Here is a 14,112-nt window from a genome sequence, read left to right as displayed (position 1 = left end):
TCAGCCTCCTACGCTCCAACGGGCGAATGCGCCCCAGAACCAGTCGAATTTCGCCGCAAAGGCCACAAAGACCACCCAAACCAGCGAGAACGGCAGGAAAACTTTCCAGCCCAATCGCATCAGCTGGTCATAGCGGTAGCGAGGCGTGATGGCCTTGACCATCGCGAAGATGAAGAAGAAGAACGCCATCTTGGCGACCATCCACAACACGCCATCGGGCAGGCCCGGGATTGGCGACAGCCAGCCGCCGAAGAACAGCAGCGAGGTCAGCGCGCACATCAGGAAGATCGCGATGTATTCACCGGCCATGAACAGCAGGAAGGGTGTGGCCGAATATTCGACCTGATAACCCGCCACCAGTTCCGATTCCGCTTCGGGCAGGTCAAACGGTGGTCGGTTGGTCTCGGCCAGCGCCGAAATGAAGAACAGAAAGACCATCGGGAAATGCGGCAGCCAGTACCAGCTGAAGAAGCCGAACGACCCATCCTGCGCGCGGACGATGTCACCAAAGTTCATCGACCCGGTCGAGATGATCACACCGATGATGATCAGACCGATGGAAACCTCGTATGAGATCATCTGCGCGGCTGAGCGCAACGAGCCCAAGAACGGGTACTTTGAGTTCGACGCCCAACCACCCATGATCACGCCATAAACCTCAAGCGAGGACACGGCGAAGACATAGAGGATTGCGACGTTGATGTCCGACAGGACCCAGCCATCATTGAACGGGATCACCGCCCAGGCGATCATCGCCAACACGAAAGAGGTGAGCGGCGCGAGGATGAAAACCGTGCGGTCGGCCCCCGCGGGGATCACGACCTCTTTGACGACGTATTTCAACGCATCCGCCACCGATTGCAGCAGACCGTAAACGCCGACCACGTTAGGGCCGCGGCGCATCTGGACAGCGGCCCAGATCTTGCGGTCGCCATAAACAAGGAACAACAGCGAGATCATCACGAAGGCAACAACAGCAAGCACTTGCGCCAGAATGATGATGGCTATTCCGCCGGGGGTGTTAAAGAATTCAGCCATTGGTCCTCACACCGTGGGTATTCCGTTTTTCGCGCGCGATGCAAAGGCCAGATGCCTGCGCAAACTGCGGCTGGGTCGGCGCGTTGGTGTAAACAGCATCTGCCGCCATTGCGCCACCCTTTTTCTTTCGTTTCACGCACATTTCCAGCGCAGTCAGGTGCCACCCGACCACAGCGCTGGTTTGCGATATGAAACTGCTTTTGTTCATTCCGCCGCAATCTTCTCAGCTTTGCGGGCTTGCGCCTGCGCTGAAAGCTCAGCCATCAGTTGCGAGGCCCGTGCGATCGGGTTGGTCAGATAGAAATCCTTGATCGCATTGCGGAAGGTCGCCTTGCCCAAAGACCCGGCCTCCAGCGCTTGAACCTCATTCTCGATCACCTCGTCGATGCGGGCCAGATGGGGAACCGCCTCGATCAAGGCTGTGCGCAACTGCGCAAGCGAGTCATAGGGGAGTGTCGCCCCCAGTTCAGCCGACAGCGCACGCAGGATGGCCCAGTTTTCCTTGGCCTCACCAGGCGCAAACCCGGCGCGCATCGCAAGTTGCGGGCGGCCTTCCATGTTCACGAACAGACCGTTTTCCTCGGTATATGCCGCGCCCGGCAGGATCACATCTGCGCGATGCGCGCCCCGATCCCCGTGGCTGCCCTGATAAATCACAAAGGCGCCTTCGCCGATTTCGACCTCATCCGCACCAAGGTTATAGATCACATCCGCAGCATTGATTGCTTCCATGCCGCCATCGTTGGTGGCGTCCACATCCATCGCGCCCACGCGCGACGCCGCAGTGTGCAAAATGATCAGGCCGCTTTCCGTATTTGCGGCAATTGTTTGCGCGGCAGCCAGAACAGCTCCTCCGTCCGCCTCCTGCAGCGCTCCCTGCCCGACGATGACCAGCGAGCGTTTACCCCTGATTTCATCGTCGCCGCCCATGTCGACAACCTTTTGCAGCGCTGCGCGATCATCGCCCACATGATGGTACCCATAAGTCAGATCGACCGCTGGACCCACCAAAGCGACTTCGGCCCCGTGCGCCCACGCCTTGCGGATACGCGCGTTCAAAACCGGTGCTTCATCGCGCGGGTTGGTGCCAATCAGAAGAATACGCTCGGCCGTATCGATGACTTCAATCGCGGCGGTCCCGGCATATCCGCCACGGTTCCCGACCGGAAGCTTGGCCCCATCGGTGCGGCACTCAACAACTCCGCCTTGCCCTTCGATCATCTGTTTCAATGCCAATGCGGCCTCGACCGGTACCAGATCACCGACGATACCGGCTGGCTTCTCAGCACCTTTCAGCGCTTCTGCGGCCTTGGTCAGAGCTTCGGACCATGAGGCCGGGCGCAGCTTGCCGTTTTCGCGGATGTAAGGTTTGTCCAGTCGCTGACGCCGCAACCCGTCCCAGACAAAGCGGGTTTTGTCGCTGATCCACTCTTCATTCACTCCGTCATGATTCCGCGGAAGGAAGCGCATCACCTCGCGCCCTTTGGTATCGACACGAATGTTCGATCCCAGCGCGTCCATGACGTCGATGCTTTCGGTTTTGGTCAATTCCCACGGGCGTGCCGTAAACGCATAAGGTTTCGAGGTCAGCGCCCCAACCGGGCACAGGTCGATAATGTTGCCCTGAAGGTTCGAATCCAGCGTCTGGTTCAGATACGAGGTGATCTCGGCATCCTCACCGCGCCCTGTCTGACCCATCTGAGTAATCCCAGCGACTTCGGTGGTAAAGCGCACGCAACGGGTGCAACTGATGCAGCGGGTCATTGCCGTGCCCACAAGCGGTCCCAGATCCAGATCATCAACCGCGCGCTTGGCTTCTTTGAACCGCGAACCGGACAGGCCATAAGCCATCGCCTGATCCTGAAGATCGCATTCGCCGCCCTGATCGCAGATCGGGCAATCCAGCGGATGGTTGATCAGCAGGAACTCCATCACACCTTCGCGGGCCTTTTTGACCATGGGAGAGTTCGTCTTGACCACCGGTGGCTGCCCTTCTGGCCCCGGGCGCAGATCGCGTACCTGCATCGCGCAGGATGCAGCCGGTTTCGGCGGTCCGCCCACCACTTCAACCAGACACATCCGGCAGTTTCCCGCAATCGACAGACGCTCGTGATAGCAGAAACGCGGCACCTCGACCCCGGCCTGCTCACAGGCCTGTATCAGGGTCATCGCACCTTCGACTTCGATTTCCTGCCCGTCGATATTGATCTTGCGGAGGTCAGACATGGCTCTCAGTTCGCTCTCAAATAAACGCCAATGGCGCTGTTTCTTTGGATTTCCTTCTGCCCCAAAGAGCAGAATGTTTTGGGGTTGTCGTAGGACACGCCGTTTTTCGCCAGATAAGCCTCGCCCTTGGCCCGCATCCGATCCTTTTCAGCATCCGACTCGACATATGAGCGGATTTCCGTGTCCGAGTACCCCAGATTATTCGCTTTGGACCGCAGTCCCCACATCACACTGATCGCTTTCAATCGCCGCCCGCTGATCGACGGGCAGAACTCGGAAATCTCATTTGCAATGGCGATGTAGTAGAGTTCGTTGTCGATCTCTTTGACATCCCTCAAGGGCGGCTTTGCTTCTACAACCGTCGGCAAGGCCATCAGCGATGCGAGGGCGGCTAGTTTTGTAACAGACATGGGTTTTCCTTTCGTCTTGGACTGTCCAAGACGAAGCGGTTCGCGGCTGCTAGGCATTAACACCCTGCCCGCCCACCGGAGATATGGAAAAACACCGGTCATGGCCGCTGGCAGGTTCCTGCAAATGTCAGTTGATCATTGCTGATGCTAAGGTTCTGCGGGTCTGTATCCGGACCCACCGTCCACGAAATCCGAGACGACCCGAAGTTCTGGATGCAGAATTTGGTTCCTTCATGACGTCCGGCCTCGCGCGCACCATCGAGTGAAGCAGAGACGCCTTTGACGACAACCGTAAAGTCCGCGGGCGAGGTCTTCTTGTCGACCACCTTCGCCTTGGTTCTGAACGACTTGCCATCAAACAAAAGCCGATCTGCCGACGGTTTAACCAGACCGCAAGCGGAAACACCAGCCAATGCCAGCGCAACAATAAGGGCTTTGGGGGCCTTCATACTTTCCCTCTTTGTTTTCTGTTCCGCAGCGTCGCTATCAAAACGCCGCGACCAATGCCATAAGCCCGATCACGAACATGCACGCCCATCCGATCACATACAAAATTGTCCGCGGGCCGCTGGTTGGCTTGCCGATCCCCTTCAAGTGCACCACCAGCATCGCCAAGCGCGCAACCAGCGCCACCGAGGCCAGCAGGTTTACCCAGAACGGGCTGACGCCCAGCAGAATCGCCGCTGTAATGACTGTCACAAACGCAGGAAGTGTCTCCGTCCCGTTCAGATACGCCCGGTTCAGACGATACGCCTTGTCGGCATAATCCTGGTCAGGTGTCGCACCGGGTGCCAGCCCCTTGGCTTGTTTGGCCAGTGCCGAAAACGGCGCCAGAAACAATACAACCAGCGTGAAAAGCACAACCGACGCAATTGCGTGGCTATATTCTGCAAACACTTCCATCTCGTTCACTCCGCTGCCATCGCACCCATACGGCCCGATTTCTGAGCCTTGATGCGGTCTTCGATCTCTTCCCGGAAATTCCGGATCAGGCCCTGGATCGGCCAGGCGGCCGCATCGCCCAAGGCGCAGATCGTGTGTCCTTCGACCTGTTTGGTCACGTCAAACAACATGTCGATCTCTTCCAGCTCAGCTTCACCGCGCACCAGACGATCCATCACACGCATCATCCAGCCGGTGCCTTCGCGACACGGCGTACACTGACCACAGCTTTCATGCTTGTAAAACTTCGACAGGCGCCAGATCGCCTTGATGATGTCGGTGGATTTGTCCATCACAATCACCGCTGCCGTGCCCAGACCCGAACCCAGATCGTTGCGCAAGTAATCGAAATCCATGATCGCGTCGCGCATGTTTTCACCGCGCACGCAGGGAACCGAGGATCCACCAGGGATAACCGCCAGCAGATTATCCCACCCGCCGCGAATGCCGCCGCAATGGGTTTCGATCAGCTGTTCGAACGGGATCGACATCGCCTCTTCGACGACGCAAGGGTTGTTCACGTGGCCCGAGATCGCAAATAGCTTGGTACCTGCGTTGTTCTGACGACCAAATCCAGCGAACCAATCCGCACCCCGTCGCAAGATGGTCGGCACCACCGCGATGGATTCCACGTTGTTCACAGTGGTCGGACATCCGTACAGCCCCGCGCCCGCCGGGAACGGAGGTTTCATCCGCGGCATACCCTTCTTGCCCTCAAGGCTTTCGATCAGGGCGGTTTCCTCGCCACAAATATAAGCCCCTGCCCCGTGATGAAGGAAAAGATCGAAATCCCAGCCCGAACCAGCGGCGTTTTTGCCAAGAAGCCCCGCGTCATAGGCCTCGTCAATCGCAGCCTGCAATGCCTCGCGCTCGCGGATATATTCGCCGCGCAGGTAGATATAGCAGGTATGCGCGTTCATCGCGAAAGAGGCGATCAGACACCCTTCAATCAACGTGTGCGGATCATGGCGCATGATCTCACGGTCTTTGCAGGTGCCGGGCTCGGATTCATCGGCATTCACAACCAGATAGGAAGGGCGACCGTCGCTTTCCTTTGGCATGAACGACCATTTCAGGCCAGTTGGGAAGCCCGCACCGCCGCGTCCGCGCAGCCCGGAATCCTTCATTGTCTGAATGATCCAGTCCCGGCCCTTTTCAATCAGGCCAGCTGTGCCGTCCCAATGCCCGCGGGCTTGCGCGCCTTTCAGCGTGCGTTCGTGCATCCCGTAGATGTTGGTAAAGATCCGGTCCTGATCCTTAAGCATCATTCGTTACCTTCAGCTGTCCTGACGCATGCGCCAGAGTTGAAAAATGTTCACACCCGCATAAATGAATGCCGCCAGAGCGGCAAAATCAAACAGCAGCGCGTGCCGGGCCGTCAAACCCAGCGCGGGGCCAATGAACAGGTTCATGGCAAGCCAGATCACCATCGTCACCGCAATGACGATGCCGATATGTCGGCCCTTTCGGGCTATGGCCTGATCCTTATCCTTGTCCATCATCCCCCGATGCCCCGATGGGGCACCCGTTTAGTCTTCGTAAGTGCCATCTTCCTTGGCACGTTTGGCAAATTCGGTTTCCTCACCCGCCGCAAGCTTGGCTGCCTGTTCAATCCAGCCATCGCGCTCGATCCGGCCCTTGAACTTCAACCGAGCATCTACCCATGCGACCTGTTCCGGCGTCCAGGCTGCGATCTGATCATAGTGGAAGAAGCCCAACTCGTTCAGGGTCTGCTCCAGCTTGGGGCCTACGCCTTTCAACAGTTTCAGGTTATCTGCCTTGCCGTCGCGCGCGCCTGTCAGTGTTTCGGGCTGGTCCTCTTGCGCTGCCTTCGCCTCAGCGGCCTGTTTCACAGCAGGTTTCGCTGGGGCTGGCGCTTTGGGCGGCTTCGGTGCAGCTTTGGTCGCAGCCGCTTTGCCATCCTTGCCCAACCAAGGGGTCAGGATCGGAACCTCGGTCCCATCAATGCGCCTGACCGTATCGCCAATATCGGTGGCCAGTTCGACGCTGGCGTTGTACTGCGTTTTGCCGCTGTCATACTCCGTCAGGCTGGTCAGCCCCTTGAGCGGTTCAGCCGCATAGCGACCATTCTGCGGGCCCGGCGTCGGAACTTTCCCCGCCACCAGATCATCAAGGATCTTGCCAAAGCTCGCAGCGGTCAGGTCTTCGTAGTAATCCTTGCCGATCTGCGCCATCGGCGCATTGGTGCAGGAGCCAAGGCATTCGACCTCTTCCCAGCTCAGCTTGCCATCGGCGGACAGCACGTGTGGCTTGGCCGCGATCTTCTCCTTGCAAACAGCGATCAGATCCTCGGCCCCGCAAATCATGCATGAGGTCGTTCCGCAAACTTGAACATGGGCCACAGATCCCACCGGTTGCAGCTGGAACATGAAGTAGAACGAGGCCACCTCTAGCACGCGGATATAAGCCATACCCAGCATGTCGGCGACGGATTCAATCGCCGGGCGGCTCAGCCAGCCTTCCTGCTCCTGCGCACGCCACAGCAGAGGGATCACCGCACTGGCCTGACGGCCTTCGGGATATTTGGTAATCTGCGCTTCGGCCCATTGCTGGTTGGCAGCGGTGAAGGCAAAGCTTTCAGGTTGTTCGGGATGAAGACGGCGGAGCATTAGCGGTCAATCTCTCCAAATACGACGTCCATAGTGCCGATGATGGCGGCGACGTCGGCCAGTTGGTGGCCTTTGGCAACGTGGTCCATGGCTTGCAGGTGCAGGAAACCCGGCGCGCGCAGTTTGGCGCGGTAGGGTTTGTTGGTGCCGTCAGCGACCAGATAGACGCCGAACTCGCCCTTGGGGGCTTCGACGGCGGCATAAACTTCACCGGCAGGAACGTGGAAGCCTTCGGTGTACAGCTTGAAGTGATGGATCAGACTTTCCATCGAGGTCTTCATGTCCGAGCGTTTCGGCGGAGTGATCTTGCCACGCGCCAGAACGTCACCCGGGCACTCGCGGATTTTGGCGATGGCCTGACGGATGATCAGCAGCGACTGGCGCATTTCTTCCATACGGACAAGGTAGCGGTCATAACAGTCGCCGTTCTTGCCAACAGGGATCTGGAACTCGAACTCGTCGTAGCACTCGTAGGGCTGCGCGCGGCGCAGGTCCCATGCCAGACCCGATCCGCGCACCATCACGCCCGAGAAGCCGTACTTCTGGATGTCATCCTCGGTCACGACGCCGATATCAGCGTTGCGCTGTTTGAAGATGCGGTTTTCGGTCAGCAGCCCGTCAATGTCATCAAGGACGTTGGGGAATTCGTGGCTCCACGCCTCGATATCGTCCAGCAGTTCCGGCGGCAGGTCCTGATGTACACCACCCGGACGGAAATAAGCGGCGTGCAGGCGGGCACCGCAGGCACGCTCATAGAACACCATCAGCTTTTCACGCTCTTCAAAACCCCAGAGTGGCGGGGTCAGTGCGCCGACGTCCATCGCCTGCGTCGTCACGTTCAGCAGGTGGTTCAGGATGCGCCCGATCTCGGAATACAGAACCCGGATCAGAGAGCCACGGCGCGGCACCTCGACCCCGGTCAGCTTTTCGATGGCCAGACACCAGGCATGTTCCTGGTTCATCGGTGCTACATAGTCCAGACGGTCGAAATACGGCAGGTTCTGCAGATAGGTCCGGCTTTCCATCAGCTTTTCGGTGCCACGGTGCAGCAAGCCGATATGCGGGTCGCAACGCTCGACGATTTCACCGTCCAACTCGAGCACCAGACGCAAAACTCCGTGAGCCGCAGGGTGTTGCGGGCCGAAGTTGATGTTAAAGTTGCGGATCTTCTGCTCGCCGCTCAGCGCGTCCGTGCTGCCGTCATCGTATCTTGAGCCGTCCATCACCGCCCTCGTTTCTTCTTTGCTTCGGCCCGAACCCGGACCTTTTCCGCCTCGGTCGCTTTGACCGCAGCTCCGGCCAGTAGAACCCCTAACGCGCCCAGAATGATCAACTCACCCATCATCTCAGCGTCGCTCCATCTCTTGCAGTTTCATCGCCATCATCCACAGCAGGACAATCACGACCGGAGAGATGATGCATGCAAACGCCCAGTTCTTGTTGATCCCGAAATGCGGCAGCAGCTTGATCATCGGAATGACCGTTGCAACAACCAGAATTATCCAGATCAGGAACTCCATGATTACGTCTCCTGTTTCTCATCCCCCGGCAGAATGTAGTTCGCACCTTCCCATGGGGACATGAAATCAAACTGACGGTATTCCTGCACCAGACTGACCGGCTCATAGACCACGCGTTTCTGCGCCTCGTCATAACGCACCTCGGTGTAGCCGGTGGTCGGGAAATCCTTGCGCAGCGGATGGCCACGGAATCCATAGTCCGTCAGAATCCGCCGCAAATCTGGATGTCCCGAGAACAGGATGCCGAACATGTCGAACACCTCACGCTCGAACCAGTTGGCCGAGGGGTGGATATCGACGATCGAAGGCACCATGTCATCTTCGCGGATCGAAACCCGCAGACGGACACGCTGGTTCTGGTACATCGACAGGAAGTGGTACACCACATCGAACCGCTTGGCACGTTCGGGGTAATCGACGCCGGTGATATCCACCAATGTTGAGAACTTGCAGTTTTGGTCCGACCGCAGGAATTCTACGAATTCCACCAGATTCGACGGCGCCACATCGACGTTCAGCTCGCCATGGGTCACATCCCAGGACAGAACGCAATCGGCTCGTTTCAGTTCAAGCTGGGTGCCGAGTTCTTTGAGTGCTTCGCTCATCTACCCTTCCCCTCAGCGTACAATTGTGCCGGTGCGGCGGATTTTGCGTTGCAGCTGTAGCAGACCGTAAAGCAGCGCCTCGGCGGTTGGAGGGCAGCCAGGCACGTAAATATCCACCGGAACAACCCGGTCACAGCCACGCACGACGGAATAGGAATAGTGGTAGTAGCCCCCCCCATTCGCGCAGGATCCCATCGAGATCACATAGCGCGGCTCGGGCATCTGGTCGTAAACCTTGCGCAAGGCAGGAGCCATCTTGTTGGTCAGCGTGCCAGCCACGATCATCACGTCAGATTGGCGCGGAGAGGCGCGTGGCGCGATGCCGAAACGTTCCGCATCATAGCGCGGCATCGAAGTGTGCATCATTTCAACCGCGCAGCAGGCCAGACCAAAGGTCATCCAATGCAGCGAACCCGTACGGGCCCAGTTGATAATATCCTCGCTCGAGGTCAGCAGAAAACCTTTGTCCTGCAACTCGGCATTCAGGGCCTGAGTGGCGACTTCTTTGTCGACGCCAGCGGTATTTGCACCGGTCATCACTCCCATTCCAGGGCCCCTTTCTTCCACTCATAGGCAAAGCCGATGGTCAGCACGGCCAGAAACACCATCATCGACCAGAAGCCGACATCGCTGATATCGCGGAACCCGACAGCCCAGGGAAACAGGAATGCGATCTCAAGATCAAAGATGATGAAGAGAATCGAGACCAGATAGAATCGGACGTCAAATTTCATTCGCGCATCGTCGAATGCATTGAAGCCACATTCATATGCGCTGACCTTTTCGGGGTCGGGATTGCGGACAGCCAGTACAACGGCGGCAAGAATCAGGACGATTCCAAGGCCTACGGCAACGGCCAGAAACACCAGAATCGGGAGATACTCCCGCAGCAGGTCTTCCACGAATAGCTCCTTTCTTGCGCACGCATCTTGTCGGGTGCGCCGTCAATTGGCGTGTTGACTGGACATTCTCTATCCCCGCCGGGTCAGAGGGTCAACCGAACACAGCCCCCTCTGCCATCAAACATACGCTTGACAGCGCGGCATAGAATCGCATCACGAGCGATTTGCATTGGCTTACGGAAACTCGGTAAACTTACTTATTCCATGCAGGTTTACGTTTTTCGAAGAACGCCGCGATCCCTTCACGTGCCTCTTCCGTTTCCCAGCGCTCGACCAGTTCGTTGATGGTCTGGTCGATTGTGGCATCATCAATACGAGGTCCCAGAGTTCGAACCAATGCCTTGGCAGATGCAACTGCCCCCGGCGCGCACGAAAGATAGGGCCGGAGTTCATCTTCTATCGCAGCCGCAAGCTGCTCGGGAGGCACAGCCTTTGCCAGCAATCCCAAATCAACCGCTTCGGGCGCATCGAACAACCGGGCCGACATGAATACACGCCGTGCCCGCGCCTCACCCATACGAGCGATAACATAAGGGCCGATTGTCGCTGGGATCAGCCCAAGCCGGGTCTCGGTCAGTCCCATCTTCAGACTATCTACACCGATGGCGACATCGCACACGGCCGCCATTCCAACACCTCCGCCAAAGGCGTTGCCTTGTAGCGCCCCGATCAGGGGTTTGGGCATCGTGTTCAACGCCTGCAACATCTCGGCCAGCTTGCGCGCCTCGACAAACCGCGTCGCCTTGTCGGCCGCCATCTGGTCCTGCATCCATCCCAGATCACCACCAGCGCAAAACGTCTTTCCCGCAGCAGCCAGAACGACCGCTCTGACAGTGCCATCCTGACCCAGTTGCGACGCGGCCTGTGTCAGCTCGGCAATCATCTGACCCGAGAGCGCGTTGTGCTTTTCCGCCCGGTCCAGAGTTAACGTGGCAACACCGCGTTCGTCTGCTGAAATCGAGATTGTTTCGAACATGTTAGCCTCTCAACGCCTTGGCCATCTGCGCGGCCTCTTCGACCACATCGATATCCAGACCGGTTTGATAGCCCAACCGGTGCAAATGCGCTGCAACGGTTTCAGTCGCGACATTACCCGCAGCCCCCGGAGCATATGGGCAACCGCCAAGCCCACCCACGGCCGCGTCGAACACACGCACACCCAGCGAAAGTGCCGCATCGATATTGTCGATTGCACGCCCATTGGTGTCATGAAAATGCCCGGCAAGCCGCGTCACAGGAACCCTTTCCCGAACCGCCAGAAGCATATGCGCAATCTTGTCTGGCGTGCCTTGCCCGATCGTGTCCCCCAATGACACCTCGTAACAGCCCAACGCAAACAACCGGTCGGCAATTTCGGCGACTTTCTCGGGCGGGGTCGGGCCATCATAGGGGCAATCCGTCACGCAAGAGACGTAGCCGCGAACCGGAAGGTCGATATGACGCGCCGCTTCGAGAATCGGCGTGAACCGTTCGATTGACTCGGCGATCGAGGCATTGATGTTTGCCTTGGAAAACCCCTCGGAAGCCGACGCAAAAATGGCAATCTCATCCGCTTTGGCGGCCAGCGCATCCTCATACCCGCGCATATTCGGCGTCAACGCCGCGTAGCGCACGCCGTCCGCGCGGGTAATACCGGCCAGAACCTGCGCCGACCCCGCCATTTGAGGCACCCATTTGGGAGAGACAAAGCTTGCAACTTCGATCCGTCGAAACCCGGCGCGACTGAGGCAATTGATCAGCGCCACCTTGTCGGCAACCGGTATCTCACGCGTTTCGTTTTGTAGCCCGTCGCGCGGTCCAACTTCGTAGATTTCGACCAGATCACCCATGTCAGAACCCCTTATGGCTTGTTCTCATTCCAAATACGGATCGCGCGACCGTGGCACGTCAAGCCGCGCGGGTACAGATCACTCTTCTTCCAAACGCACCAAAGCTGCCCCAGCCTCGACCTGCGCGCCATCTTCGACCAGCACCTCGGCCACCACACCATCGCGCGCGGCCAGCAACGAATGCTCCATTTTCATCGCTTCCAGAATGGCCAAACGGTCGCCTTCCTGAACGGTCTGCCCCGCGGTGGCAAAAACTGCCTTGACCAGACCCGGCATCGGCGCCTCGATCACGTTGGTGTCACCCGTCGCGCTGGCATCCCGGTCCAGCGGGTCGATAACGTCGAAACTGTGACCGTAGTCGGTAAATACGGTCAAAGTTGTTCCGCTGACAGCGACCCGCGGCATCGGTGCGCCGTTCAGCGTCCACTGCCCCGAGATCCGCTCGGCCACGACACGGTGTTCGCCCAGCTGCCAAAGCTGGCGATCCGACCCGTCGACCTGCACGTCCAGATCAAAAACCTCTCCCTGATCGGACAGCTGCACCGCCCGATGCAACGGAGCCCAGAGCGAAAACCCGGTGTCAGGCGTGACATTAACCAAATCCAGTGCGGTCATAGCAGCCGCAACTGCGGTTGTGGCCGAAGTCGGCGATTCCCGCACCAACCCGTCAAGATCGCGCCCGATCAGGCCCGTATCCACATCGCCCGAGGCAAATCCGTCATGGCGGGTCAGCGCTCCCAGAAAGGCGAGATTCGTAACGGTGCCCGCCACTTCGGTCTCCCGCAGCACTCGGTTCAACGTCTCAAGCGCGACGGCGCGGGTCGGACCGTGCACCACCACTTTGGCAATCATCGGGTCATACCAGGGGCTGATCGTGTCACCTGCGCGAACGCCACTATCCGCACGGCAGTTGGCCGGGAAAACCAGATGAGTCAGTGTACCTGTCGCCGGCAAGAACCCTTTTGGTACATCCTCGGCATAAAGCCGGGCCTCGAAGGCGTGACCCGAGATCGACAGATCATCCTGTTGCCTGGGAAGGCTCTCTCCTGCTGCAACGCGCAACTGCCATTCCACCAGATCGATGCCGGTGATGGCCTCTGTAACCGGGTGTTCCACCTGCAGGCGGGTGTTCATCTCCATGAACCAGAATCTGTCGGGGCGCAGCCCGTCCGAGGCATCGACGATGAACTCCACCGTGCCTGCACCCTTGTACCCGATCGCCTCGGCGGCACGCACACCGGCCTGCCCCATCGCCTCCCGCATCTCAGAAGTCATGCCCGGGGCTGGTGCCTCTTCGATCACTTTCTGATGGCGGCGTTGCAACGAGCAATCGCGTTCAAACAGATGCACCGCATGGGTACCGTCACCAAATACCTGCACTTCGATATGGCGAGGTTTGGCCACGAATTTCTCGACCAGCACTGCGTCATTGCCAAAAGCGGTTTTGGCTTCGCCCCGTGCGCTGTCCAATGCGGAACGGAAATCCTCGGGGCGTTCGACCAGACGCATACCTTTACCGCCGCCGCCTGCAACGGCCTTAATCAGCACCGGATACCCAATCGCATCCGCCGCACCCGCCAAATGTTCGGGATCCTGATTGTCGCCGTGATAGCCGGGCACCACGGGCACGCCAGCCTGTTCCATCAACACCTTGGCCGCATCCTTGAGGCCCATCTTGCGGATCGCATCCGCTGATGGGCCGATAAAGGTCAAACCCGCAGCCTCGACCGCGTCGACGAAATCGGGGTTCTCTGACAGGAAGCCATAACCGGGATGGATCGCCTGCGCGCCCGTATCCAGCGCAGCCTGAATAATCACATCGCCCTTCAGATAGCTTTCCGCCGGGGCGGGGCCGCCGATATGAATGACCTTATCCGCCATCTGCACATGCTTGGCCGCAGCGTCCGCATCGGAATAAACAGCCACACAGGACACGCCCATCCTCTGAGCGGTTTCCATAACCCGGCAAGCGATCTCGCCCCGGTTGGCAATCAGGATTTTGTTGAACAT

At 58.6% G+C, this 14,112-nt stretch carries 18 protein-coding genes; all 18 read right to left on the bottom strand.

The window, feature by feature from the left end:
• The 18 genes from nuoH to AC2FLU_RS16040 all read right to left on the bottom strand — a co-directional run bounded on the left by nuoH (position 1) and on the right by AC2FLU_RS16040 (position 14,112).
• Complete coding sequence (nuoH, locus tag AC2FLU_RS16125; protein WP_117868407.1) at positions 1-1,038, bottom strand: NADH-quinone oxidoreductase subunit NuoH; 1,038 nt, start codon at positions 1,036-1,038, stop codon at positions 1-3.
• Positions 1,031-1,246, bottom strand: a complete 216-nt coding sequence (locus tag AC2FLU_RS16120; protein WP_496809153.1) for a hypothetical protein — start codon at positions 1,244-1,246, stop codon at positions 1,031-1,033. The genes nuoH and AC2FLU_RS16120 overlap by 8 nt, the downstream gene beginning before the upstream one ends.
• Entirely contained in the window at positions 1,243-3,264 is a 2,022-nt protein-coding gene (nuoG, locus tag AC2FLU_RS16115; protein ID WP_496809152.1) for an NADH-quinone oxidoreductase subunit NuoG, read from the bottom strand. Before nuoG ends, AC2FLU_RS16120 begins: the two co-directional genes overlap by 4 nt.
• Before the next feature lie 5 nt (positions 3,265-3,269).
• Positions 3,270-3,674 carry a DUF5333 domain-containing protein gene (locus AC2FLU_RS16110; protein WP_480604374.1) on the bottom strand — a complete coding sequence of 135 codons (405 nt, stop codon included), beginning with the start codon at positions 3,672-3,674 and terminating at the stop codon, positions 3,270-3,272.
• 98 nt (positions 3,675-3,772) lie between these two features.
• Positions 3,773-4,123 carry a hypothetical protein gene (locus tag AC2FLU_RS16105; protein ID WP_480493846.1) on the bottom strand — a complete coding sequence of 117 codons (351 nt, stop codon included), beginning with the start codon at positions 4,121-4,123 and terminating at the stop codon, positions 3,773-3,775.
• A gap of 37 nt (positions 4,124-4,160) precedes the next feature.
• The gene (locus AC2FLU_RS16100; RefSeq protein ID WP_480493845.1) at positions 4,161-4,577 is read right to left on the bottom strand and encodes an MAPEG family protein; all 417 of its coding nucleotides are present in this window, start codon (positions 4,575-4,577) and stop codon (positions 4,161-4,163) included.
• Positions 4,578-4,582: 5 nt separating this feature from the next.
• Positions 4,583-5,881 carry an NADH-quinone oxidoreductase subunit NuoF gene (gene nuoF / locus AC2FLU_RS16095; RefSeq protein WP_209504919.1) on the bottom strand — a complete coding sequence of 433 codons (1,299 nt, stop codon included), beginning with the start codon at positions 5,879-5,881 and terminating at the stop codon, positions 4,583-4,585.
• Between the two features lie 12 nt (positions 5,882-5,893).
• Complete coding sequence (locus AC2FLU_RS16090; RefSeq protein ID WP_209598087.1) at positions 5,894-6,115, bottom strand: DUF5337 domain-containing protein; 222 nt, start codon at positions 6,113-6,115, stop codon at positions 5,894-5,896.
• Positions 6,116-6,145: 30 nt separating this feature from the next.
• The gene (gene nuoE / locus AC2FLU_RS16085) at positions 6,146-7,246 is read right to left on the bottom strand and encodes an NADH-quinone oxidoreductase subunit NuoE (RefSeq protein ID WP_480476081.1); all 1,101 of its coding nucleotides are present in this window, start codon (positions 7,244-7,246) and stop codon (positions 6,146-6,148) included.
• On the bottom strand, positions 7,246-8,469 hold the full coding sequence (locus AC2FLU_RS16080) for an NADH-quinone oxidoreductase subunit D (protein WP_480476079.1): 1,224 nt from the start codon (positions 8,467-8,469) through the stop codon (positions 7,246-7,248). Before AC2FLU_RS16080 ends, nuoE begins: the two co-directional genes overlap by 1 nt.
• Positions 8,469-8,591, bottom strand: coding sequence for a hypothetical protein (locus tag AC2FLU_RS16075; RefSeq protein ID WP_280923171.1), 123 nt, complete (start codon positions 8,589-8,591; stop codon positions 8,469-8,471). The genes AC2FLU_RS16080 and AC2FLU_RS16075 overlap by 1 nt, the downstream gene beginning before the upstream one ends.
• 1 nt (position 8,592) lies before the next feature.
• Complete coding sequence (locus AC2FLU_RS16070; RefSeq protein ID WP_170569030.1) at positions 8,593-8,766, bottom strand: hypothetical protein; 174 nt, start codon at positions 8,764-8,766, stop codon at positions 8,593-8,595.
• Positions 8,767-8,768: 2 nt separating this feature from the next.
• The gene (locus AC2FLU_RS16065) at positions 8,769-9,371 is read right to left on the bottom strand and encodes an NADH-quinone oxidoreductase subunit C (protein WP_480554116.1); all 603 of its coding nucleotides are present in this window, start codon (positions 9,369-9,371) and stop codon (positions 8,769-8,771) included.
• A 12-nt stretch (positions 9,372-9,383) separates the two neighbouring features.
• The gene (locus AC2FLU_RS16060; RefSeq protein WP_209504454.1) at positions 9,384-9,917 is read right to left on the bottom strand and encodes a NuoB/complex I 20 kDa subunit family protein; all 534 of its coding nucleotides are present in this window, start codon (positions 9,915-9,917) and stop codon (positions 9,384-9,386) included.
• Complete coding sequence (locus tag AC2FLU_RS16055; RefSeq protein ID WP_209504455.1) at positions 9,908-10,273, bottom strand: NADH-quinone oxidoreductase subunit A; 366 nt, start codon at positions 10,271-10,273, stop codon at positions 9,908-9,910. Before AC2FLU_RS16055 ends, AC2FLU_RS16060 begins: the two co-directional genes overlap by 10 nt.
• Before the next feature lie 193 nt (positions 10,274-10,466).
• On the bottom strand, positions 10,467-11,249 hold the full coding sequence (locus AC2FLU_RS16050; RefSeq protein ID WP_480476075.1) for a crotonase/enoyl-CoA hydratase family protein: 783 nt from the start codon (positions 11,247-11,249) through the stop codon (positions 10,467-10,469).
• Position 11,250: 1 nt separating this feature from the next.
• Positions 11,251-12,102, bottom strand: a complete 852-nt coding sequence (locus AC2FLU_RS16045) for a hydroxymethylglutaryl-CoA lyase (protein WP_480545725.1) — start codon at positions 12,100-12,102, stop codon at positions 11,251-11,253.
• A 78-nt stretch (positions 12,103-12,180) separates the two neighbouring features.
• Positions 12,181-14,112 (bottom strand): acetyl/propionyl/methylcrotonyl-CoA carboxylase subunit alpha, encoded by a 1,932-nt coding sequence (locus AC2FLU_RS16040; RefSeq protein ID WP_496809151.1) that lies wholly within the window; start codon positions 14,110-14,112, stop codon positions 12,181-12,183.

The organism is Ruegeria sp. SAZD013, from assembly GCF_059612525.1.
This window is presented reverse-complemented; position numbering and strand designations above follow the sequence as displayed.